At 67.5% G+C, this 21671-nt stretch carries 20 protein-coding genes and 1 pseudogene; 11 read left to right on the top strand and 10 right to left on the bottom strand.

The window, feature by feature from the left end; all coding sequences use genetic code 11:
- Positions 1–806: 806 nt before the first annotated feature.
- The 3 genes from ACWCP8_RS26945 (at position 807) to ACWCP8_RS26935 (ending at position 3759) form a co-directional block, all read left to right on the top strand.
- Entirely contained in the window at positions 807–1538 is a 732-nt protein-coding gene (locus tag ACWCP8_RS26945) for an HAD family hydrolase (RefSeq protein ID WP_352271627.1), read from the top strand.
- 663 nt (positions 1539–2201) lie between these two features.
- Positions 2202–2765, top strand: coding sequence for an RNA polymerase sigma factor (locus tag ACWCP8_RS26940; protein ID WP_451118616.1), 564 nt, complete (start codon positions 2202–2204; stop codon positions 2763–2765).
- On the top strand, positions 2758–3759 hold the full coding sequence (locus ACWCP8_RS26935) for a CU044_5270 family protein (RefSeq protein WP_451118614.1): 1002 nt from the start codon (positions 2758–2760) through the stop codon (positions 3757–3759). Before ACWCP8_RS26940 ends, ACWCP8_RS26935 begins: the two co-directional genes overlap by 8 nt.
- A 354-nt stretch (positions 3760–4113) precedes the next feature.
- On the opposite strand, the gene ACWCP8_RS26930 is transcribed toward ACWCP8_RS26935, so the two are convergent.
- Positions 4114–4452, bottom strand: a complete 339-nt coding sequence (locus ACWCP8_RS26930; RefSeq protein WP_451118612.1) for a hypothetical protein — start codon at positions 4450–4452, stop codon at positions 4114–4116.
- Positions 4453–4991: 539 nt separating this feature from the next.
- On the opposite strand from ACWCP8_RS26930, the gene ACWCP8_RS26925 reads away from it, so the two are divergent.
- The 3 genes from ACWCP8_RS26925 (at position 4992) to ACWCP8_RS26915 (ending at position 6930) form a co-directional block, all read left to right on the top strand.
- Positions 4992–5426 carry a hypothetical protein gene (locus tag ACWCP8_RS26925; RefSeq protein ID WP_352271632.1) on the top strand — a complete coding sequence of 145 codons (435 nt, stop codon included), beginning with the start codon at positions 4992–4994 and terminating at the stop codon, positions 5424–5426.
- Between the two features lie 651 nt (positions 5427–6077).
- The gene (locus ACWCP8_RS26920) at positions 6078–6563 is read left to right on the top strand and encodes a TetR/AcrR family transcriptional regulator (protein WP_451118610.1); all 486 of its coding nucleotides are present in this window, start codon (positions 6078–6080) and stop codon (positions 6561–6563) included.
- Position 6564: 1 nt separating this feature from the next.
- Positions 6565–6930 carry a hypothetical protein gene (locus tag ACWCP8_RS26915; RefSeq protein ID WP_352271636.1) on the top strand — a complete coding sequence of 122 codons (366 nt, stop codon included), beginning with the start codon at positions 6565–6567 and terminating at the stop codon, positions 6928–6930.
- Between the two features lie 579 nt (positions 6931–7509).
- On the opposite strand, the gene ACWCP8_RS26910 is transcribed toward ACWCP8_RS26915, so the two are convergent.
- The 3 genes from ACWCP8_RS26910 to ACWCP8_RS26900 all read right to left on the bottom strand — a co-directional run bounded on the left by ACWCP8_RS26910 (position 7510) and on the right by ACWCP8_RS26900 (position 10895).
- Positions 7510–7983 (bottom strand): carboxymuconolactone decarboxylase family protein, encoded by a 474-nt coding sequence (locus tag ACWCP8_RS26910; protein WP_326608056.1) that lies wholly within the window; start codon positions 7981–7983, stop codon positions 7510–7512.
- Positions 7984–8637: 654 nt separating this feature from the next.
- Positions 8638–9933, bottom strand: a complete 1296-nt coding sequence (locus tag ACWCP8_RS26905) for a glucarate dehydratase family protein (RefSeq protein ID WP_451118608.1) — start codon at positions 9931–9933, stop codon at positions 8638–8640.
- A complete protein-coding gene (locus ACWCP8_RS26900; protein WP_451118606.1) occupies positions 9930–10895 on the bottom strand; it encodes a 5-dehydro-4-deoxyglucarate dehydratase in 966 nt (321 codons plus the stop codon). Before ACWCP8_RS26900 ends, ACWCP8_RS26905 begins: the two co-directional genes overlap by 4 nt.
- Positions 10896–11003: 108 nt before the next feature.
- Here ACWCP8_RS26900 and ACWCP8_RS26895 point away from each other — a divergent pair, with 108 nt between their 5' ends.
- Both ACWCP8_RS26895 and ACWCP8_RS26890 read left to right on the top strand, forming a co-directional pair.
- Positions 11004–11804, top strand: coding sequence for an IclR family transcriptional regulator (locus tag ACWCP8_RS26895; RefSeq protein ID WP_451118604.1), 801 nt, complete (start codon positions 11004–11006; stop codon positions 11802–11804).
- A gap of 131 nt (positions 11805–11935) precedes the next feature.
- A complete protein-coding gene (locus ACWCP8_RS26890; protein ID WP_451118602.1) occupies positions 11936–13624 on the top strand; it encodes an FAD-binding oxidoreductase in 1689 nt (562 codons plus the stop codon).
- Positions 13625–13767: 143 nt separating this feature from the next.
- Here ACWCP8_RS26890 and ACWCP8_RS26885 read toward each other — a convergent pair whose 3' ends face one another.
- From ACWCP8_RS26885 to ACWCP8_RS26870, 4 genes are all read right to left on the bottom strand, one after another.
- Complete coding sequence (locus ACWCP8_RS26885; protein ID WP_451118600.1) at positions 13768–14082, bottom strand: transposase; 315 nt, start codon at positions 14080–14082, stop codon at positions 13768–13770.
- A complete protein-coding gene (locus tag ACWCP8_RS26880; protein WP_451118598.1) occupies positions 14079–14336 on the bottom strand; it encodes a hypothetical protein in 258 nt (85 codons plus the stop codon). Before ACWCP8_RS26880 ends, ACWCP8_RS26885 begins: the two co-directional genes overlap by 4 nt.
- A 641-nt stretch (positions 14337–14977) precedes the next feature.
- Positions 14978–15706, bottom strand: coding sequence for an SDR family oxidoreductase (locus ACWCP8_RS26875; RefSeq protein ID WP_451118596.1), 729 nt, complete (start codon positions 15704–15706; stop codon positions 14978–14980).
- A 99-nt stretch (positions 15707–15805) separates the two neighbouring features.
- On the bottom strand, positions 15806–16474 hold the full coding sequence (locus tag ACWCP8_RS26870; protein ID WP_352269301.1) for a nitroreductase: 669 nt from the start codon (positions 16472–16474) through the stop codon (positions 15806–15808).
- A 160-nt stretch (positions 16475–16634) separates the two neighbouring features.
- Here ACWCP8_RS26870 and ACWCP8_RS26865 point away from each other — a divergent pair.
- Positions 16635–17284: pseudogene (locus ACWCP8_RS26865) on the top strand (FMN-dependent NADH-azoreductase).
- Positions 17285–17650: 366 nt separating this feature from the next.
- Here the strand turns inward: ACWCP8_RS26865 and ACWCP8_RS26860 are convergent.
- Positions 17651–18136 carry a MarR family winged helix-turn-helix transcriptional regulator gene (locus ACWCP8_RS26860; RefSeq protein ID WP_451118594.1) on the bottom strand — a complete coding sequence of 162 codons (486 nt, stop codon included), beginning with the start codon at positions 18134–18136 and terminating at the stop codon, positions 17651–17653.
- A gap of 500 nt (positions 18137–18636) precedes the next feature.
- On the opposite strand from ACWCP8_RS26860, the gene ACWCP8_RS26855 reads away from it, so the two are divergent.
- Positions 18637–19353 carry a class I SAM-dependent DNA methyltransferase gene (locus tag ACWCP8_RS26855; protein WP_352269403.1) on the top strand — a complete coding sequence of 239 codons (717 nt, stop codon included), beginning with the start codon at positions 18637–18639 and terminating at the stop codon, positions 19351–19353.
- Between the two features lie 103 nt (positions 19354–19456).
- Here the strand turns inward: ACWCP8_RS26855 and ACWCP8_RS26850 are convergent, their stop codons facing one another.
- Positions 19457–20050 carry a DUF6215 domain-containing protein gene (locus tag ACWCP8_RS26850; RefSeq protein ID WP_451118648.1) on the bottom strand — a complete coding sequence of 198 codons (594 nt, stop codon included), beginning with the start codon at positions 20048–20050 and terminating at the stop codon, positions 19457–19459.
- Between the two features lie 400 nt (positions 20051–20450).
- Here ACWCP8_RS26850 and ACWCP8_RS26845 point away from each other — a divergent pair, with 400 nt between their 5' ends.
- Positions 20451–21662, top strand: coding sequence for a HEAT repeat domain-containing protein (locus tag ACWCP8_RS26845; RefSeq protein ID WP_451118592.1), 1212 nt, complete (start codon positions 20451–20453; stop codon positions 21660–21662).
- Positions 21663–21671: the final 9 nt, after the last annotated feature.

The raw sequence follows: 21671 nt of genomic DNA, 5'->3' as shown, positions 1-21671 counted from the left end.
CCTTGACGTTCTGCCACGTCGGGCAGGCAACGGGCATGCCTTGGGTCACTGCCGTGATCAACGTCGCGGCGGCCGTAACCACGCCGACCGCAGAGGGGCCGAAAGCCAAACTGGATTGACTGCGGTGGGGACGGTTGCTGTACTTCGATCAACGCCGCCGGGTGAATCAGGGGAGAGGGCCGTCGTGCCGCGCTGGAAGAAGGACGCCGCCGAGGACCTCAGGTATCGCTCAATGTCGGACGACGTACTTCGTGCGGAGCTGCGCAGGTACCGGGCGGGAGAAGCTCAGGCCGCCGCAAACAAGGGGCGTCGTTCCTGGAAGGCCGGACGACAGGCCACTGAGGAAGAGTTGATGCGTAGAGGGCTGCTGGACTGACCGGCCGCTTTCTGCCGCCCCCATCCCAACCCACCACTCACCTCAGCTCCTATCCCGTCCGCCTTCGGCCCACATACCGTGGAGCGGGCGTGGTTCAGGGCGTCAAGGTGGAGCACGCCACCGTACGAACGACCTTGACGCCCTGGGCCGCGACTGCTCGGCTCTGCCTGGGGCGAAGGTGGTCGGGATGGGAGCCCACGACGCTCGCCACGATCCGGCCGGCACTCGCGAACGGCGCCTCATCCATCCCGGAGTCTGAGCGCCCCCGCCGGAGGCGTCTGTGCCTTCCATTTCCCTTCGTCCAGGATTTCTCGCTCTAGCGCCACATCAGACAACGTTCGCCCTGTTGTGACTGGACAACCATCCCGAAAGGAAGATCGCGATACCTGCCTTCTGGCGTCAGGGAGAGGTACCACGAGATGATCATCCTATGGCAGATGTGATTTTCTTCGATCTGGACGGCACCCTGGTCGATCACCGAAGCGCGGTCTTGGAAACGATCGGCCAGATCGTCCAGGCCGCGCCGAACGCGACGGCTCCACCGGAGGAGCTGGAGACGTTGTGGTGGACGCTGGAGGCGCGCCACATGCGGGAATACCTGGCTGGTCAGTGCTCCTTCGCTGAGCACCACCGACGCAGGCTCCGTTCCTTCCTGCCGGTGCTCGGCGAGCCGGTTCCTGAAAGTGCCGGCCTTCTGGACGCCTGGATCGCCGAGCGCTACCTCACCGTGTTCGAGGAGTCCTGGCGGTGCTATCCCGATGTCCAGCCATGTCTGGAGACCCTGAAGCGGCTTCCCCGAGGACCGCGTCTGGCGGTTCTCACCAACGGGGACCCCGAGCAGCAGCGCGCCAAGCTCGCCCGCTTCGGCCTCCTCGAATACTTCGAAGCCGTCCTGACCCCGACCGACCTCGGTGCGGCCAAGCCCGTCGCCTACGCCACCGCCTGCCGGCGGATGCGGACGGACCCCGCGCAGGCGGTCAACGTGGGCGACATGCTGGAAAGCGATGTAAACGCAGCCGTCCTCGCCGGGCTCACCGCCATCTGGCTGGACCGCGGCATCGACTTCGTCACCGGTGGACCATCGCCGACGGCAGACGAGACGGTACTCCGCATCGAACGACTCACTGACCTCCCCAACCACCTATCACGCACGAACGCCTGACCGGCTCTCACGGCCGTCGTAAGTGAGCGCCCCGGGTCAACGCCTTCCCCGGGGGCACGCCTCAGCTGGTTCCAAGGACCACGGCCAGGACGAGCACCTACGCGAGGTCGTCAACAGGGCGAACGTTGATGCGGCACTTTGCGCGACCGGCGTAGCTGGGGCCCAGAGCGGGGCGGAGACAAGAGCGCAGGGCCCCGGCGATGAGCCGGGGAGCGCGCGACGAGCGGAGCGCGCGACGAGCGGAGCGAGGAGCCTTGACCCGTAGAGAAGGTTTCTACTCACGCAGCCCAGCGCTACGCGATGCACCCGAGGAACTGCCGTCAATCACTACCGTCAACGCCCCGCAGGGAGTCGCTGCGGGGGCGTCATGGCTGGTGGGCTCGGACGGTTTCGAACCGCCGACATCAGCTTTGTAAGCCTGGCTCCGAGCACAGGACGGTCTTGGCTGGTCAATAGCTGCACAACAACAGCGCCCAGCCTGTCAGCGGGAGTCTGTACCGCTTCACACCCCAATTGATCGTTACTGACTGCTCGATCTGGCACGCGCCGTGCGCCGAGGCGCCGACTGTCCAAGTGAACGGCTGCTCTCAGGTTGGGAATCACGAGCCGTTCCGGTGGTGCCCGCCCTGAACTCGACCCACCTTGCCTGTAAGGGGCCCACAGGTGCCGGACACAGACGTAGGTGGAGGGGATGTGGATATCAACACGGATGAGCAGCGCTTCACTGAGCTGTACCACCGGCACCACACGGCCGTGGCGAACTACGTACGCCGCCGCACGGCGAGCGATGATGCCACGGACGTCGTGTCGGAGGTCTTCCTCACGGCATGGCGCCGACTCGACGAGATGCCGCCTGCAATGGCTCTTCCCTGGCTCTATGGAGTCGCGCGCCGCACTCTCGCCAACGCCCACCGCTCACAACGACGGCGGGGCACCTTGACCGAGATGCTGGCCGCGCAGCCACGTCACCTCGTTGACGACGAGGCCGACTCGGTGATCGTCGATCTGAGCCTGGCCCGAGCTTTCGATGCGCTCAGTGATGCCGACCAGGAAGTGTTGCGCCTCGCTGTGTGGGAAGAGCTGCCCGCCCGACAGGCAGCCGCAGTTCTCGGCTGCACAGCTGCGACCTTCCATGTGCGCCTCCACCGTGCCCGCACCCGACTGCGGAATCACCTCAGCCCTGCACAGCGGGCCCCTCAGACGAGCCTTGGGAGAGCAGATGCGTGACATTGACGAAGCCCTGCGCGCCTTGGACCCGGCCAAACTGACCAGCGGCGAGGACCCCGTGCGGGTGCATGCTCGGCTCGACACGATCGTGAGTCGTCCGCGTCCGACCTCGCCAGGCCGATCGCACCGGCCTCGCCGCTGGGTACTGGTGGGTGCTGCTGTCGCCGCGGCCATGGCTACCGTCTTCGTCGCTGCCGACCCGTTCGGCTCGACAACGCAGCCCGCCTACGCGGTAACTCCGCAGCCATTGCACTACCACCACAGCACCGGGTCGGCCGACCAGGTTCTTGAAGAGATCGCCCGGCGCATCGAGGGACTGCCGGACGATCGACCCCCAGCCTGGTCGGCGGAGCACTTCGTGCGACAGAGCTGGTCGCTGTCCACCCGCGTCGACGGCACTCAGGTCACCTCTGCGGTGATCCCCGAACAGCGCGAGACGTGGGAGAAGCCCGACGGGTCCAGCCGGTGGACCGTACGGACACGGCGACCGCAGTTCCAGACCAGTGAGCAGCGAAAGCTCTGGGAGGAGACCGGGGCCATCGGCGAGGACCCGAAGACATGGTCCGGCTCAGGCGGGCCTTCCGAGACCTCGACCGGGGAGCCCCCATCCTCGCCGGACGGGATGAAGAAGTGGCTGGCCACCGGCCAGTCCTCACTGAGCCCTGGCCTGACGTTCGAGGTCGTACCCGAGCGGTTCATGGATCACGTGTTCTCACCCACGCAGCGAGCTGCCCTGCTCCGCGTCCTCAAGAACACCAAGGGAGTCGCCTACGACGGGACGGTGAAAGACCGTGCGGGCAGAACAGGAGAGGCATTCTCCCTGACATCCCGGTTCGGCGGCCTCCCCACCAAGACGACCATGGTGTTCGACTCGTCCACCGGGTCCCTCCTCGCATACGAGGAAGAACTCACCACGGACTCTGGGGCACTGCACGTGGAGCTGCCCGCGGTCATCGGCTACACGACGTTCCTTACAAGCGAGCGCATCGCATAAGACGTGGCGCCTCGCGACAGCACGGGGTCTGCGGAACGATTCTGGGCGCCACTGACTTGAACTGCCCATCGCCGACAACCAAGCCCTGACGCAGGTGTGCGAGGCGCTCGGCACGACCGGTGTGTCCGAGGTGGTATTCCCTCGGGTCAATGCGGCGCATGTCCGGCACCCGGCGTGGGAGCGTCGCATCGCGACCCTGCGGAAGACAAACGTGAAGCTGGTCCATGGACCTGACGTCTGGCCGCTGTACGAACCCCGCGAGAGGCCCGTAGATCGAGAACTCCCCGGGACCGCGATATTGCCTGTCCATTCACCGCGGCTGCCCGCTGGGTCGGACTCGTGGCGGGCATGCCGCTACACATCGCGAAGGGCATCGCGTAACGCCTCGGCTTGGCGATCGAGCGCCCGGCGCATCGCATAGGCCGTGTGCGCAGTATGTGAGCCGACTTCCTGTTCCCGCGGTTTTGATCCGCCTGCGAGTGACAGCCTCGTGGCTACGTACTCCTCGCCGGCGTAGGCCAGCAGCAGGAAGACCTCCACGGCCAGATCGCGGCGGCGGTATTGGACGCTGATCACCAGCGGGTAGCTGTCGCTTGGATGGTGAGCCTCGGGACCAATGCAACCGAGATCGTCACGCAGGAAGTTCATCCTCGTCGTTGCCTCGGCAACGAAGGTCTTTAGACGGATGTCCACGAATGTGAGTATCGGAGCACTTGGGGGTTTCCGGCGAGGCGGCCCTGGTGACGGTCGGCTTGGTCTGGGGTCGAGTTTGGGCGACTGCCACTGCTCTTCCTCCGGCCTTGATCTGCTGAACCGCACCTTTGACGCACCTCGGCCGGGTTCGCACCTGCGACACCCGCTATAGGAGCGAGGTGGGGCGAGTTGGAGTCTGCCCTGCGGGATGCCGACTTCGGCGTCTGCTGGCTGTGACCTCCGTCGGCAGCCGCAGTTCCCCGTGAGCCCCCGCCCGGCCCGGCACGGTTGCGGAACGGGGAACTTCCGATCCATAACTACATCGAGCACGCCCGTACCGTCACCGAGGGCGGGGTAAACGGTGGTCCGCGTGCCTCAGGGTGGCTCGCCCGACGGTCTACGCGGCTGAGTAGCGACCACGGATTGACGGACATGACCCCGCCCGCCACTCGCACCACCTGCGCACCGACCAGGGGGCGTTTTCGACCTGGGGCCAACAGGACGGGGACTCCGAGGTTGGTCAGCGGCACAATGAGTCCGTGAGCGAACAGGGTGGGGATCCGGCCGTAGTGTGGCGCGTGCACCCGAGCCGGATGGTCTGGGCAGGGGGGTTGTGGACGCTGGTCGTACTGTCAGTGGTGGGAGCTTGGCTGGCTTGGTTGGTGGGTCCGACAGAGGCGCGGGCAGTGCGCGCCGCTGTGGCGACAGGGATCTTCGCGGCAGTGTCACTGATCTGGTGGCTGGTGCTTCTTCGGCCACGAGTGGAACTACATGACGAGGTAGTGGTGATCGTCAATCCGCTGGCCACCTACCGATTGCGCCGGGAGGACATCGTCGCGGTCACCGACGGGCTGCATGGCGCAGAGTTCCACCGCAGGGACGGGTTCAAGATCCACGCTGTCGCTTTGGGTGACACGTCTGCTGGCATCAAGCGCGGTCGGCTCGCCGAAGTCCACAAGGCGCTTGCGCTGTGACGTTCACTCCCGAGGTGACGGCACGCTGAGGCGCCCGAAATTGGCGATTGAAGCCTGCCACGTGGTTCGTCGCCAGGGATGTAAGGCGGGATAGTCCAGCGCAGCGCCGTCCGGCCTTCATGATTGTGTTCAAGCGCTACGGATAGGCGTGGTCGAACCGACGGGCGGCCTCTGCATAGCCGCCCAGTAGGTGACGTCGGCGAGTCCATTGCCCGAAGCCTGACCTTCACCCGTCCAGGAGTCCAAAGGAACCGCGTCACCGAGCACCGTGCCGCATGGGTCGACCGGCAGGTCTCCGAAGACCGCCGGCTCGCGGTCTCCTGCGGTACCGGTCCACGGAAGGCCGAGATCGATCTCAAGGATCGTGATCGTCGGTCCCCCATCGAAGGGTGACGCCGTCGTGCTGGCCCGCGCCGTCGACGGCATGTCATCGGCAGCAGGAACCGCAGCCATCTGGCACAGCCATTCGTGACCTGCCCTCCCCCGAAGGATGCTGCCGCTGCTGCACGTTGAGACAAGGGACGGTCCGGTTGGGGCCAGTAGTCGATGGGGCGCGCCCTGGGGGCGTCTGCCTGCCCACGCCTCCAGCATCTCCCATAAAAGAACACTCGTTCTTGACTGGACGTTCTTCAATCACATACGGTCATACCCATGGGACGACCACGCACCTTTGACACCGATCAGGCCGTCAGTACCGCGGCCACTCTCTTCGCCGCCCACGGCTATGAGGGCACCTCGGTGGACGACCTGGTCACAGCCACCGGCATCCACCGAGGCAGTCTCTACAAAGTCTTCGGCTCCAAACGGAACCTGCATCTGACCGCCCTCCGCAACCACCTCGACCACGAGATCCACCCCGCCAGCGCCGCCATCGCCACCCTCACCGACCCCGCGCAGGCACTGACAACAGCCATAGCTTCCTACGACAACGGCCCGGCGGCCGGACTCCTGCTCCTCGCCGCCGCCGAACGCGCTCCCCACGATCCGGAGGTTGCCGCGCTGGTCGCGGAAGGCATCACCGCGCTGGAGGATGCCCTGCGCCCCTCCCACGGTGACACCGCCCCTCAACTCGCCTCCACCGTCCTCGGCGCCCGCCTGCGCCTGCGCGCCCAACCCACCCCCCCCAAGGAGTACTGACATGGCCCTGATCTCCATCGACCGTGAACGCGACCTACTGACCGCCGAAATCCAGGGTCTCGACAAGCTCTGGAGTCTCAAGAGCCGCCTGGAAATCCCACTCGCTCATGTGCGTGGCGCCACCCACGACCCCGGCATCGCCCGCGAACGGAAAGGCATCCGCGTCGGTGGCACCAACCTCCCCGGTGTGATCACCGCCGGCCGCTTCCTCCACAACGGTGAACGCCTCTTCTGGGACGTGAAGAACTCGGAGAAGGCGGTCGTCATTGAACTCGCCGACGCCGAAAGCTACGACCGCCTCGTCATCGAGGTCGACGATCCCCGCGCCACCGTGGCCCTCATAGAACAGTCCATCGCCCGGCGGTGAAGGGTGGCTTCCGGCTTGGACGCCCTTCTGGCGGCCCTTTACGTGTTCATCGGCGTCCATGCGCCGCCTTGTCGCCGGATCGGTCCGACCGCCGAAGCTGTCGGACGCGGCACCGCTGCGCCTGACCGTGGCGCAGGTACTGCCTGGCATGAGGTCGCTCAGCTCGAACGCCGGGTAGAGCTCGAAGAGCAGCTTGTAGTCAGCAGGTAGAGCCGTTCCCAACTCGCTCTCCAAGCGTTGCCAGTCGACACCCACGGGTGCAGGCAGACGGTGAGACGGGAGACCGGGCAGTGCCCGCTCGAGCTCCGCGACCGAATCAGCAGGGCCGGTCAGACGGCAGCGCGGTGCTGGGTGCCAACGAGATCGTCCACGCGAGGAGACTGCGACAGAGACAGCGCACCAACACGCTCACCCACAGCCAGACGGCTATGGAAACGAACGTCTTGGCCAGGCCGATTTGCTGGGTATGTCGGCCTGCCGGGCGGGACCAGGACAACGCCCCGGGCCCCGATGAGGGCGCCCGGGGTGTGTGCTGCTGCAGGTGCGGGGCACGGGCGGTCCCGGCCAGGCACTCCTGGGTTATGCGAACTGGCCGGGCTGGTAGTCGCCGGCGGGCTGCTGGACGATGACGTTCCCGCGGTTGAAGGCGTTGATGAGGGCGATGGTGCACACCAGGGTGGCGAGTTGTTCCTCGTCGTAGTGCTTGGCGGCGTTCGCCCAGGCCTCGTCCGTGACACCGCCGGCCGCGTCGGCGATGCGGGTGCCCTGCTCCGTCAGCTCCAGGGCGGCGCGCTCGGCGTCGGTGAACACCGTGGCCTCGCGCCAGGCCGCGACCAGGTTGAGACGCGTCGAGGTCTCCCCGGCGTGCGCGGCGTCCTTGGTGTGCATGTCGGTGCAGAAGCCGCAGCCATTGATCTGGCTGGCGCGGAGCTTCACCAGTTCCTGTGTCGCGACCGGCAGCGTCGAGTCTGCGAGCACCTTGCCCGCAGCGACGATGTGCTTCCCGAACTTGGCTGCGACCGGGCTGGCGAAGAGGTTCAACCGAGCTTCCATGGTGCACTCCCATTGTCGTGGTTGGTGGCTACACCTCTTGGACGGAACAGCTCCAGCAAGTTGTGACATGGGTGAATGTGACCTGCCTCTCCCCTCCCCCGCCCCGTCAGCGACCACCCAGGACGACGTAGTGGTCGAGCCGCCGGGGGGAAGGTCCTGAGCGGCCCGAGGCGGGCCGACGCCGTCGTCATGTTCGCCACACAGCCGGGGCTCCACCCCATCCCGAGTGCCCAGGACTCGGTCGCACGCACCGGGGGCGGAGTCGAGCCCCCAGGTGATCATGATCCGGGTGAGCCAGATCTTCGCCCCGAAGCGCTCCATCATCATGTTGGAGGGCACTTCGAAAATGGCGTACGCGATGAAGAAGATCCCGGCGCCGAGCCCGAACGCTGCGGCGGACAGCCCGACGTCCGAGCGGAGTTGGTCCTGGGCGAAGCCGAGATTCACGCGGTCCATGTAGTTCGCGACGGACATCACGAAGAAGAGAGGGACGACGCGCCGGAAGATCTTACGGATGGCGGACTGGACGGCGGGCGGGTGCACAACAGCACGCACTTGTGCTGGTGGTACTGCGGATACGAGCGGCTCCGATCGTGGGCAGGGAGAGGGGGGAGCGGGACCGGGTCGCACGAACTTCCGGTCCCGCGAGTGGAGTTACCAGCGCGGGACGGTCGGCGTGACCCACTCCGGGTCGGCGATCCGCATCGCGGCCGCGTCGTCGCGGTCCCGCAGGCGGCCGTCGTCGTCGAGCCACCGCTGATGCAGGAACGCCAGCTTTTCGCGGTCGAGTTCGACGCCGAGACCGGGCGCGTCGGACACCTTGACCAACCCGTCTTCGAAGGTGAGACGTTCGGTGAGCACGTCCTCGGACTGCCAGGGGTAGTGGGAGTCGCAGGCGTGGTGGAGATTCGGCACGGTCGACGCGACATGGGTCATCGCGGCAAGGCTGATTCCCAGATGGGTGTTGGAGTGCATTGACACTCCGACGCCGAACGTACGGCACATAGCGGCCAGTTCACGGGTGTTGCGCAGCCCGCCCCAATAGTGGTGGTCGGACAGTACGACCTGTACGGCCCCCTGGGTGAAGGCCTCCTGGATCTCGGCGAAGGTGGTCACGCACATGTTGGTGGCGAGCGGCACGTCCGTCTTCGCGGCGATCTCGGCCATGGCCGGCGTGCCGAGCGCCGGGTCCTCCAGATATTCGAGTACGTCGCCCAGCTCCTGAGCGACCTTCAGCGACGTCTCCACGGACCAGGCCCCGTTGGGGTCGAGCCGCAACGGATGCCCGGGAAAGGCCTCGGCGAGTGCCCGTACGGCGGCGATCTCCTCCTCCGGTGCGAAGACACCGCCCTTGAGCTTGAACGAGGTGAACCCGTACCGCTCGGTGAACTTCCGCGCCTGCTCCACGACGCCAGCCGGATCGACGGCGGCCCCCCAGTCATCCTTCTCGGAGGCGACCCCCGCCGGGTGGTCGGCCCACTTGTAGAAGAGATAGGCGCTGTACTCCACCGCGTCCCGCAGCTTGCCGCCGAGCAGCGCGTGCACGGGCAGCCCGAGCGTCTTGCCGAGCGCGTCAAGGCAGGCGACCTCGAAGCCGGACACCACGGACAACCGCAACTTGTCGGCGGTCTGCACCCCCCGCAGCCCACCCACGTCGACCTGGTTCTCGACCCGTCCCTGATCGACGGCAACCTCGTCCGCCACGACGAACAGCGCATTGAGATCGGAGACTTGGCGCCCGACGAGCTTTTCGGCGAAGGGCCGGGCGAGCTCCAGATACTTGCTGTCGCCGTACGTCTCCCCCACCCCCGTCACGCCACCCGCCGTGACGACCTCCACGATCAGTCGCGGCGTGTACGGCTGGTGCACGCCCTGGGTGTTGAGCAGTGGCGGGTCGGCGACCAGGATCGGGGTCAGCCGAACCTCGGTGATGGTCAGATCGTGAGTCACAGGGCGGCTCCTACGGGGGTGAGGGCGGACGCGAGGTCGAGGCCGACGGCGAGCAGGCGCTCCAGGTCGGCGAGGTCGGCGGCCGAGGGGTCGGTGAGCGGGGCGCGTACGGGCCCGACGGGACGCCCGCGCAGCCGGGCGGCGGCCTTCACGAGCGAGACGGCGTATCCGGGGTGCCGGTCCCTGAGTTCGACGAGCGGGACGTAGAACTCTCGCAGCAGCCGATCCATGACACCGTGGTCGCCCCGTCTACGGGCCTCGAAGAAGACGTCGGCGATCTCGGGTGCGAAGGCGTGGACGGCCGACGAATACGCGGGCACTCCGACCGTGGCGTACGCGCGGGCCTGGATCTCCGCGGTGGCGGCCCCGTTGAAGAACAGGAAACCGTCGGGCGCGGCGAGTGTGAGGCGCTGCAGCCGGTCGAGGTCACTGTGCCCGTCCTTGAGTCCGATGACCCCGGGAATCCGGGCGATCTGCCTCAACGACTCGACGTTGAAGGTGACTTGATCTCGCTGGTACGCGATGAGCGGCAGCCGGGTCCGCGCCGCCAGGTGCTCCAGCTGCGCGACGAGCCCGTCCTGCGGCGCGGCGACGAGGTAGTGCGGCAGCACGAGCAGAGCATCGGCCCCGGCTTCCTCGGCGACCCGGGCAAACCTGACGGCCTGGGCCCATCCGTACCCGACGCCGGCCACGACGGGCACCCTCCCCGCCGCCTCCTCCACCGCGGCGGTGACGACTTCCCGGTACTCATCCTCGTCCAGGGAGAAGAACTCCCCCGTGCCGCAGGCGGGAAAGACGGCGCCGGGACCGGCGTCGATCTGCGCAGCCACGTACGCACGGAATCCATCGAGGTCGAGGGAGCCGTCGTCGTGGAAGCTGGTGAGCGGGAACGACAGCACGCCGTTCGCCATCGCGCCCCGCAGCCGCCCGACGACGGCCTCCGTTTCCATGTCCGTGTTCATTCCTGCGTGTCATCTCCGTATGTAGATGTTATCTACGTATGAAGATGAAGGTTAGATACGCAAACAAGGGCCGTCAATGGTTCGGCGGCCCTCGCTTACGATCAGCACATGCCGGACCCCATGAACACGGACGAGGAGCGTGGAGTGCGCGAGGTGAAGTCCGCCGCGCGCACGGTCGAGCTGCTGGAGGTACTGGCGGAGCGCGGCGATCGCCCCGCCCGACTCCAGGAACTCGCGGCCGAACTCCAGGTCCCCCGCAGCTCGATGTACGCCCTGCTCCAGACCCTGATAAGCCGCGGCTGGGTCCGCACGGACATGACGGGCTCCCTCTACGGCATCGGGATCCACGCCCTGCTCACGGGCACGAGCTACCTGGACTCCGACCCCCGCGTCCGGGCCGTACGCCCGTACCTCGACGAGGCGTCGGAGGCACTCGGCGAAACGATCCACATGGGCCGCCTGGACGGCGGAGACGTGGCGTACCTGGCAACCCGCGAATCACACGAGTACCTGCGCACGATCAGCCGGGTCGGCCGCCGCCTCCCTGCCCACGCGGGCGCGCTGGGCAAGGCGCTGCTGGCCGAACGCCCGGACTCCACGCTCCCCCAGGGCCCGTACACGCCGGCCACACCCAACACCCACACAGACCGCGACACCCTGGCGGCCGACCTCGAGGCAACCCGCGCCCGCGGCTACTCCATCGACCGCGAGGAGGGCGTCCTCGGCATCATCGGCTTCGGCTTCGCCCTCCGTTACGACGCCCCCGCCCAGGACGCCATCAGCTGCTCGGTCCCCGTGGCCCGCCTCACGCCCGCCCATGAGTCCCAGATCATCAGGGTCATGCGCGAAATCCGAACAAAGATCGAGGCGACGACGCCAGGCGGAGCGGGAGCCCCGTACTGGCGCTGACCCCGCCGGGGCCGACGCCCTCAACGGCCCCCTGCCCGCGCCGATGCGCGGGGCGGGGGGCCGTCGGGATTTAGGCGCCCGGCAAGTGCCTCATACTATGAAAAAGGTACGAATCGACATCAGGACCATCCATGACCACAGTGGAACTGACTCGCTTCCGGGTGAACCCCGACCAGGTCGCCGATCTGCTCGCCGCCCACTCCAAGATGCTGGCGGACTTCGCCGCCGACCTGGACGGCTTCCTCGGCGCGCGCCTCGTGCGACTGTCGGACGACGAGTGGCTGGATGTCCTCACCTGGGACACGCCCGAAGACCTCGCCGCCTCCCGCGCCAAGGGGCCCGGCCTGCCCGGCGTCGCCGCCTTCTACGCAACGGTCGGCGACGTCATCAGCGACGAGGACGGCGAGCTGGAAACGGGGGCGGAGCCAGTCGCCCCTGTCGCGATCGCCGGCCATGCCGCGGACCTGGCAAGGCACGTCGACGGCCCGGTGCTTCTGCCCACCGATGGCGGCTACGCCGGAGAATGCGCCACCTACAACCTGAACCGTGTTCTGGAGCCCGCGCTCGCGGTGGGTGCGACCTGCGAGGCCGATGTGTGCGCCGCCGTTCGCTTCGCAGCGGCGCACTCCCTGCCCGTGGCGGTGAAGGCCACCGGACACCAGGTGGTCCTGCCCGGCCACGGCGCGCTGCTGATAAACACCGGGCGGATGAACGGCGTCACCGTGGATCCCGACCGCCGAATCGTACGGATCGAGGCCGGCGCACGCGCGCGCGATGTGGTCCGCGCGACGGCCGCTCATGGTCTCGCGCCGGCGAGCGGGTCCGCGGCGACGGTGGGCGTGGTCGGTTACACACTGGGGGGCGGACAGAGTCCCTTGCTGGGCCGCTCCTTCGGATACACGGCCGACCATGTACGGGAGCTGAGGGTCGTCTCCGCCGAGGGTGTGTCGCGGTCCGTGACCGCCGACAGTGAGCCCGACCTGTTCTGGGCACTGCGAGGCGGCAAGGGAAATTTCGGCGTGGTCACCTCTGTCGACCTCGAGGCGTTCCCAGTGGCACGGTTCTACGGCGGGGGGCTGTGGTACCGGGGCGAGCAGATAGCCGACGTGCTGCACACCTGGCGCCAATGGGTCGACGATCTGCCGGAGGAGATGTCCTCTTCGGTCGCCGTCCAACGGCTTCCCGGTCGGCCCGAGCTTCCGGAGCGGCTGCGCGGAGCCTTCGTGGTGCATCTGCGGATCGGCTCCCTCGGCGAGGCCGAGGACGCCGAGCGGCTGATGGCTCCGTTCCGGAACCTGGCGACGCCGCTCTTCGACACGATCCGGGACAGGCCGTACTCGACGATGGCCAAGATGCACCTGGACCCCACCGACCCGCTGCCCTACTACGACCAGACCATCTGCCTGCGCGAGCTGCCCGAGGAGGCCGTGGATATGCTGGTGGAGCTCACCGGACCGGACTCGCAGTGCCCGCTCGCCAACGTGGAGGTCCGCGCCCTCGGCGGAGCATTCGACCGTGAGCCTGCCGTGCCCGACGCCGTGTCGACCCGAGGCATCCCCTTCGTCGCGTTCGGCTTCGGCGTGGGCGGTCCCGAGCAGCGCGAAACGATGCGGGGCCACCTCGGCCGTGTCATGGACGCACTGGCGCCCTGGGCGGCCGACCGGAACATGGTGAACTTCATGTCCGGTGACGAGGCGACAACGCCCGAAGGGGTGCGCCAGGCCTACGGCGCCGACCGCTACGATCACCTGGCACGGGTGAAGCGCACTTACGATCCGTCCAACATGTTCCGGATGAACCACAACATCCGGCCCCTGTGACGCTGCGCGGGCCGCAACGGCACACTCTCGCCGCGTTCTCGGCTTCGGGGGCACTGGTTTCACCGAAAGGCGCGACCCCTACGCCGCTATGCCTTGATCCACCGACGTGGTCAGGCCCTGGCGGGCGGGGTGGGCAGGGGCTGTCAGGCCGGGCCGGGTGGGCCGTGGACGGTGCCGAACCGGTATGTCCAGGTGTGCTGCCAGGGCCAGTTGTATGGCAGGTGCAGGGTGATGCGTGGTGCGGAGCGGGCGATCCGGGCGGAAACCTGGACCAGGTGGGTTCGGAGGGTGGCGGTGGTGGCCTTGGCGTGGAAGGCGGAGGTCAGTGCGCCGGTGGCCCGCAGCAGGTTGTAGGTCATCGCCCGCGGAGTCAGCCAGGCCGCGTTGGCGTGGAAGTGCCCGGAGGGCAGGTGGGCCAGGGCGGAGGCTTCGCTGTCCGCGATAACCTGCTCGATCACCGCGTAGTGACGGTGTTCCCGCTCGGCCCGGAGCATCTCGGCGGGGTTGTCGTGAAGAACGGGTGGTAGCGCCAGACGGGGAACAGCTCGCCCTGCTCACCCACGACGGCGGGTTTGGCCAGGTCACGGACGCGGCGCACGAACAGCCGGGCGGTGACCCGCTCTGCTTTCTTGCGGCCGACGAAGGCGGTGTATCGGGATATCTCGGCGACTTCGGCGTCCGAGATGAGTTCGCCGGTCTTGGGATCGGGCACCGCGGTCGGGTAGCTGATCTGCTGCCATATATCGTCGGGAAGGCCGAGGCCTGCCCCGTTTGGTGGAGAGTTTCATGCCGGTAGTGATCGAGAAGTGGGCCTTCGGCCCGGCGGCAGACGGCGATCACACCGGCGTTGTAGAACTGGGAGTCCGCGCGCAGGATTCGGGTGCCGGTGGAGCCGGCCTCGACGACGGTGGCCAAAACTTCGCTGACGGATTGGGGGCGCCGCGGGCGTCGGCTGCCCTGCCACAGCGTATGCGAACTCCGACGATCACCGGTCTCGACTGCGGGGTGCAGATCGTGGCGAGCAGTGGGTGCAGGGTGCGGATGCCTTCGAACCGGCCGTACTCGGCGCCGCGCTTGGCACGTGCGTAGACACGTTTGTGGGTGGAGTCGATGTCGATGAACGCTATCGCGTCGGCGCCGGGCAGCAGCGGGGTATGCGCGGCGGGTGCTCTAAGGAACCGGTGGTGCACGGCGTGGAGTTGAAGAGCGTGGCCGTGGGTGAAGGCGCGCAGGAACGTGCCCAGCGTGGACAGGGAACGGATGGGGCTGTCCCGTAAATGATCTCAGTGCCGTCTCGGGCATGGTTGGTCGTTGTGCGGTCCGCCGGCTGGCGCCTGAGAGGGCGCGAGCGGGTCAGGAGAGCCAGTCGGCGTAGCGGGTAGTGGCGAGGTGAGCGTCCTTGTCGGTGAGGACGTCACCCTTGACTGCGGCGAACATGCCGGCGGTGGGGTCGGTGACGACGGCGCGGCTGTCGCCCTTGCGGGACAGAGTGATCCGGCCCAGCTCGTCCAGGGAGAAGATCTCGGGGCCGGCGATGTTGCGCATGCCATTCAGCGGGGCGCCCGCGGCTACCTCCGCCACCGCATTGGCCACGTCCTTGGAAGCGATCGGCTGGATCGGCGTGGCGGGCAACCGGACGGTGTCGCCGTCGGCGGTCCAGGCCAGGACGGCGTCCATGAACTCCATGAACTGCGTCGCCCGGACGATCGAGTAGGGGATCGATCCGGCCGCGAGGATGTCCTCCTGGAGCACCTTGGCCCGGTAGTAGTCCAGCTCCGGTACCTGGTCCGCGCCGACGATCGAGAGGATGACGAAGTGGCCGACGCCGCCCTTTTGGGCCGCGGCCAGAAGGTTGTCCATCGAGGTCTCGAAGAAGGCCGGGGAGGCTTCGTCGAAGGTCGGGGAATTCGTCAGGTTGACGACGACGTCGGCACCCGCCACCGCCTCGTCCAGTCCCTGGCCGCTGATGACGTCGACTCCGGTGGACTGCGAGTGCGGTACCGCCTCGTGCCCGGCGGCGTTCAGATTCTTGACGACCTGCGATCCGATCAGCCCGGTACCGCCGATGACTGCGACCTTCATGACATGCCTTTCATCGGGAGTGTGTCCGAAATATTGCATATGAGCCCCCTATGCGGACGGGTGAGAAACGGTGCCTCGACCGGCCGAGGGCGGGCTGGGTCAGTAACCATCGACGAACGTGACCGTCTCGTCGAGCGGCGCCCGGCCCGTACGGGTGTAACCCACCGTGACGTCTTCGAACCCGATCGACATGCCGCAGAAGAGGATGAGCTCGTCCGGGGGTGACAGGACCTCCGCGACGGTCTTGCGATACTTCGCCCATGCCATCTGCGCGCAGCTGTGCAGCCCTTCGGTGCGGAGCAGCAGCATGACAGTCTGCAGATACATGCCGACGTCGGCCCATTGGGCCGGGCCCAGGTCGCGGTCGATGTAGCAGAACAGCGCGGCGGGCGCACCGAAACAGTCCCAGTTCGCGGAAGTGGCCCTCTGGCGCGCCTCCACGTCCTCGCGCGGAACACCGAGTGCGCCGTAGCGCTGCTCGCCGAAGGCGGATCGGCGTTCGCGATACGGGGACTTCAGTGCGGGCGGGTACTGCTCGTACTCCGGCTCGTCCCAGGAATCGCCTGCGGCTATGCGCTCACCGGCGCGCTTCTTGAGTTCGGCCAGCGGCGCGCCGGTCAAAACGTACGCGCGCCACGGCTGAAGGTTCGATGCGGACGGCGCCCAAGCCGCGGCGGACAGCACACGCTCCAGCGCCTCCTTCGGGATAGGCCGGTCGGTGAATCCGCGCACTGCCCGTCGACTCGTGACCGCCTCATAGACGTCCATGAACGCGCATCTCCCTGCTCAACGCGACTACCTTCGTTGCACTCACTACCTTATTACTAACGACAGTATCATTCAATACCATCTTGTATTTGACTGTCGTCGAGTACGAATCCTCAGCCCTTGGCTCCCCGCCTCGGGCATTGCTCTTTGGAGAAAGCCCATGTCCACGCTGCTGCATATCGACTCGTCCGTGTTTCCCGGCGAGGCGTCCTCGTCCCGTTCGATCACGGGCGTCTTCCGCAAGGCCTGGGAGGAGCAGCATCCGGACGGCACGGTGATCTACCGCGACCTCGCGCCAACCCTGTCCCGCACATCACCGCCGACGCCCACAACGCCGGGTTCGCCGCCCCGTCCGAGCACACCCCGGAGCAGTCCGCCGCGTTCGCCGCGCGCGCGAAGCTCATTGAAGAGCTGGAGCAGGCGAACGCCGTCCTGATCGGCGCCCCCATGTACAACTACTCGATCCCGTCGACTCTCAAGGCGTGGCTGGACAACGTGATCCTGCTCGGCCGCACCACGGGCGAGACCCCCTCCGCCCAGGGCACCCCGGTCACCGTCGTCGCCAGCCGCGGCGGCTCCTACGCGCCGGGCACACCGCGCGAGGGCTATGAGTTCGTACAGAACTACCTGGAGGCCGTTCTCAAGGGCACCCTCGGCCTGGACCTCGACTTCATCGTCCCCGAACTCACCATGGCCCCCCGCAACCCGGCCATGTCCGAACTGATACCCCTCTACGAGGCCTCCCGCGAGCGCGCCATCGAGGAAGCGACCACCAAAGCCAAGGAGCTCGCGCAGCGCCTCGCCGCATAACCCCCGGGCCATAGACGCCGCGTGACGCCTCGACCCAGGACGTCATACGGCGTCCTCGTCGCCTGCACCCTCTCCGCCGGTGGCATTGGCACTCTGCCCCTGGAGGCCGGTGGCCCGGCACTCGGGGCGGCCAGGGCGCTCGGCCTGCCGGCGGGCCGCACATCGAGACGACGGCGATGCGTGCGAGGGCGAAGAGGACACCGCCGGCCAGGTATGCCGCGCGGACAGCTCGGTCCCCGTCGGCGACGAAGCCCAGACCACCGCCCGCAGCCAGGGATGGCCGCAGCTCTCAAGGCAGGGTTCGCCGCAAAAGCCGCATGCGACGAACCGCGCCCACGCGGCGGGCAACCCGGTGCGCGGACGCGCTTACGCCTCACCGCGTGCGGGATAGGCAAACCGGGTCAGTAGATCCGTCAGTTGCTCGGGCTCGCCGGGCCCCAGTTCGGCGACCAGACGCTCAGCCAGCGGCGTCGCCGCCACATGAGCTGCATCGAAGAGCTCGAGGCCCTGAGGCGTGATCTCCACTGCCCGCACCCGCCGGTCCCCCGGAACGGTCTTGCGTACGGCCAGCCCCTTACGCTCCAGGTCGTCCACGACCCGCATGATTCCCGCCTTGTCCGACCCCGTCGCGGCCGCCAAGTCCCGCTGCACCGTGGGTCCGCGGTCGACCAGCACGATCAGCACAGCAAAATGCCGCAACTCGATGCCGAGCGGCCGAAGCGCCTCCTCCATCACCGCAGCCGCGTGCCAGTGCGCCCGGCGCAGCAGCAAGCCGAGAGCGAAAGGCGAGGCATCCCCGGGGCGGTCGGTCACACGCGAGGCGGCAGTTCCGTGAGGAACGTGGGCGGTCATGAGGCCACATTACAACCATCCATTCGTTCGATACCGTCTCATCTGAAACTAGATGCGGCTACGTCTGCTGCGGCTCACGCCGGAAGGACTACTCAAGACCGCGGGGGGCGCGTTGGAGGTGTGCTTCCACATGGCCAAGGGCGAGTGCGGCCTGGACCACTGCCAGGTGAGGCTCTACCCGGCCTGGTATGGCGGCCCTGTCCTATCTGACCACCGTCCGTGCCCGAGAAGCCGAAAGAGGGGAGCGGATGCCGGGAACCCCACCCCCATTCCTCTCAGCGTTCCGGAGATCCGCCGGTTGATCGGGCAGGGGCGTCGTCACACTCCACCGCCTCAGCAACGAGCACCGTCTGCACCGGTCACGCTACCGACGTACCAGCCAGGCCCCGAGCCCACAGCTGCCACTCCCAACGCCGAGGCCACCCAACCCAGATGCTGTTGCAGTACGAGGAGGTCATCTCATTTGGGCTGTTGGGTAGCCTGCGGTCGTGGGAATCGGAATGAACACTGAAGGCTGGCTAGCAGACACTCGGACGTCCTACGACACCGTCGCCACCAGCTATGCGGAACAGGTACGCAACCTCCTGGATGAAACGCCCGAGGAGCGCGCGGTCTTGGCGCTGTTCGCCGACCTGGTGCGCACCAGCGGCGGGGGGCCGGTTGCGGACGTGGGATGCGGGCCGGGAAGGGTCACGGCCCACTTGCGTGAACTTGGCGTGGACGCGTTCGGGATCGACCTGTCGCCCGCGATGATCGAGGTAGCTCGGCGTGAACACCCCGGCCTACGGTTCGAGGTCGGTTCCATGACGGACCTCGACCTCGCCGATGCTTCGATGGCTGGTCTGGTCGCCTGGTACTCGCTCATCCACGTCCCCGACGACGAGATCGACTCGGTCTTGACGCATTTCCAGCGAGTGCTGCGCCCCGGTGGTCCGCTGCTGCTCAGCTTCCACGTCGGTGATGAGTCGCGGCTGAAGACGCAAGGCTACGGCGGCCACCCGATGAAGGTCTACGTCCATCGTCGCCAGCCCTGCCAAATGACCGCCTGGCTCAACGATGCCGGCTTCACCGTCGAGGCACACAGAACTCTCAGCTCAGCCGAGAGCACGCTCGGGGGAATCCTTCTCGCACGCCGCCAGCCTGACACCCGGCAAAGAACTTCATCTGGCAAGTCGCCGGAGGCAGATCAGAGTGCAGGCCATGCCGGCGAAGGCTAGGAACGCATGGCCTGCCCCCGGCCGGAGCGCCGGATGCCGAGCGCTGCCGGAGCCCGTCACGCGTCGGCAGCCCACCCCGGGACCGTCGGCAGCACCTTCTCGGCTACGCGAAGAAGCACCGCGTCGTCCGGCACCCCGCCGTCCGCGCGCCACAGGACCACCTCGAAGCAGCCGCCGCTGTCCTTTGTATCCAGGGCGACGGTGAGGGCGCGGGCCGGGACGCCGGGACCGCTGTCGGTGTCGCTCCCGTCGAGGCGGAAGCTGATGCTGATGGTGCGGTCCGAGTAGAAGACCGCCGGGCGGCCCAGAACCGTTTGCTGCCGGGCGCCGCCCCCAGAAGGGCGGCGGACCCGGCCACGGGAAAACGGTCGTAGGTGGCCAACAGCGTCACGGTGTAGGTCCCGAACTCGACCCGGGCCGAGGGAGTGGCGATCTCCTTGCCGCCGACAAGCTTGACGGCGCCACCACTGCCGCCGGCGGTCTTCGCGGTCTCCCCCGGCGTGCCCAGCAGTTCAGCGAGGTCCGGACGGTTCAGCGCCTCGCACAGTTGCGCCCCGGAGACGCGCCGAGGCACCTTCCCGGGCTCCCCCGGCGGCTCCTCGAGCTCCCCGCCCGAGCACCTGGCAGGCGGCAAGTCGGTGTCCGAGGACGAAGTCTCCCCCAGCGCCCACAGACCGACACCGAGCGCCGCTACCATCGCCACGGCCGCAACGGCCTGCCCCCACGCGCCCGCGCCCTTCGTGGGCGCGTCAATATCGTCGGCCATATCCCCCACCCGCCCTGATCCCCCGATACGTGCCCCGGGTCGTTAACCCGTGATCATCAGGCGGACAAGGAAGTTGGCCGTCACCGCGTTGCCAACCTCAGCCGGGTCCACCTGGGCAACCAGCCACACATCAAAGCCCTCAGGGACGCACCTCTCGAGGACGGACAGCATGCCGGCCAGCCACGGATGATGCGGCAGAAGCCCCAGGCGCAGGCCGTCGGGCAGGTTGGGGAGCTGAAAGGAGCACCGGCCGAGCATCGCTCCGTCAGCCGCTCACCTGGGACGACGTCGGATCGCAGGACGGAATCCTGGTATGCCAGGATCTGCTGCTGTGACGGATGACAACCCTCTCGCCGGCCTGGACGATGTGCCCTGGGCCCAGCTGCAGCACTCCAACGGCATGGCCGACGACGTCCCCGGACACCTCCGGGCGATGCAGTCGGGGGTTTGGGACGGTCGGTACCCGCCGAGTGCGCAGCTCGCGAACCATATCGTGCACCAGGGCACGCGATCGCAGGCTGCGGTGTATACCGTTCCGTTCCTCGTGCGTATGGCACTCGACCCGAGATTGGTCAATAGGCATCGGTTCGTCGGGCTGCTGGTCGCCATCGCGATCGGGCTTGACAACAACTATCTGCCGAACGGCTATGACCCTCGGGAAGACCGCGCCAACCTGGCGAATCTACGCGGCGAAGCCGACGACTGGGCTCAGTGGATCGGCGAAGCGGCGGACGATAAGCAGCGCAAACAGCGCGAGGAGAGTTACGCGCAAGTGCTCATCGACGCTGAAGCGGTGGTGCGTTCCTACGACGCCGTCCGGGAAGCACTTCCCGCACTCGCCGTCCTGCTGACCTCGGGCAGCTCTGAACTGCGGGCCGAGACGGCGAACTTGCTGGCGTGGTTCCCCGAGTCCGCGGAGACGTCGATTCCGCTCTTGAAGGCGTTTATCGCCGATGAAGGCTCGCCTGGCGCGGCAGCAACGGGAGTAGTTGCCCTCGGTCTGCTCGGCGAGCCGGCGACCGTCCCCTTTATCGGACGCTACCTGGACAGCCCGATCGTCGAGCTGCGCTGGGCCTCCGCCTTCGCGTTGACGCGGTTCGGCATCGCCGGCCCGGCCGTCGTCGACGTGCTGACGCAGGTCGTCGCCCGTCCGCCTGAGAAGACCGAGACGATGTCGTTCCTGAGCGGTTCTTACAGCGGCCTCGCGGCGATGGCCCTGGCCGAAACGTCCGAAGCCACGACGCTCCGGGCGGTCGATGCCATGCTGGTCGGCCTGGCTGACTGTACGGGCGCCGAAGGGTTCTACGACAGGTACTACACGGGGCATACGTTGTTCACGCTGGTTTTCCCGGGCGATCCTGCCGAACCGCCGCAGTCCTTCGGTGACCTGAGCAACGTGCAGCAGCGTGTCGTGCGCTTCGTCGCCGACCAGGACGAGGCTGCCTGGCCATTCGGTGCAATGGACGCTTTGCGTCGGTGGAAGGTGCCGACCAGGCACTCTGACCTGCGCGTCTACGCCGGGATTGTCCAGGCTGGCCAATAGGCTGGCGCC

The sequence above is a fragment of the Streptomyces sp. NPDC002206 genome (assembly GCF_053593595.1).
The sequence above is the reverse complement of the archived record's forward strand: the minus strand, read 5'-3'. Positions and strand labels throughout refer to the sequence as shown.

Bases quoted from the DNA above. Each gene is read 5' to 3' on its own strand.
- ACWCP8_RS26945 (WP_352271627.1), top strand. From the start codon at position 807: ATGGCAGATGTGATTTTCTTCGATCTGGACGGCACCCTGGTCGATCAC.
- ACWCP8_RS26935 (WP_451118614.1), top strand. From the start codon at position 2,758: ATGCGTGACATTGACGAAGCCCTGCGCGCCTTGGACCCGGCCAAACTG.
- ACWCP8_RS26920 (WP_451118610.1), top strand. From the start codon at position 6,078: ATGGGACGACCACGCACCTTTGACACCGATCAGGCCGTCAGTACCGCG.
- ACWCP8_RS26915 (WP_352271636.1), top strand. From the start codon at position 6,565: ATGGCCCTGATCTCCATCGACCGTGAACGCGACCTACTGACCGCCGAA.
- ACWCP8_RS26910 (WP_326608056.1), bottom strand. From the start codon at position 7,983: ATGGAAGCTCGGTTGAACCTCTTCGCCAGCCCGGTCGCAGCCAAGTTC.
- ACWCP8_RS26900 (WP_451118606.1), bottom strand. From the start codon at position 10,895: ATGAACACGGACATGGAAACGGAGGCCGTCGTCGGGCGGCTGCGGGGC.
- ACWCP8_RS26895 (WP_451118604.1), top strand. From the start codon at position 11,004: ATGCCGGACCCCATGAACACGGACGAGGAGCGTGGAGTGCGCGAGGTG.
- ACWCP8_RS26890 (WP_451118602.1), top strand. From the start codon at position 11,936: ATGACCACAGTGGAACTGACTCGCTTCCGGGTGAACCCCGACCAGGTC.
- ACWCP8_RS26875 (WP_451118596.1), bottom strand. From the start codon at position 15,706: ATGAAGGTCGCAGTCATCGGCGGTACCGGGCTGATCGGATCGCAGGTC.
- ACWCP8_RS26870 (WP_352269301.1), bottom strand. From the start codon at position 16,474: ATGGACGTCTATGAGGCGGTCACGAGTCGACGGGCAGTGCGCGGATTC.
- ACWCP8_RS26860 (WP_451118594.1), bottom strand. From the start codon at position 18,136: ATGACCGCCCACGTTCCTCACGGAACTGCCGCCTCGCGTGTGACCGAC.
- ACWCP8_RS26855 (WP_352269403.1), top strand. From the start codon at position 18,637: ATGAACACTGAAGGCTGGCTAGCAGACACTCGGACGTCCTACGACACC.
- ACWCP8_RS26850 (WP_451118648.1), bottom strand. From the start codon at position 20,050: ATGGTAGCGGCGCTCGGTGTCGGTCTGTGGGCGCTGGGGGAGACTTCG.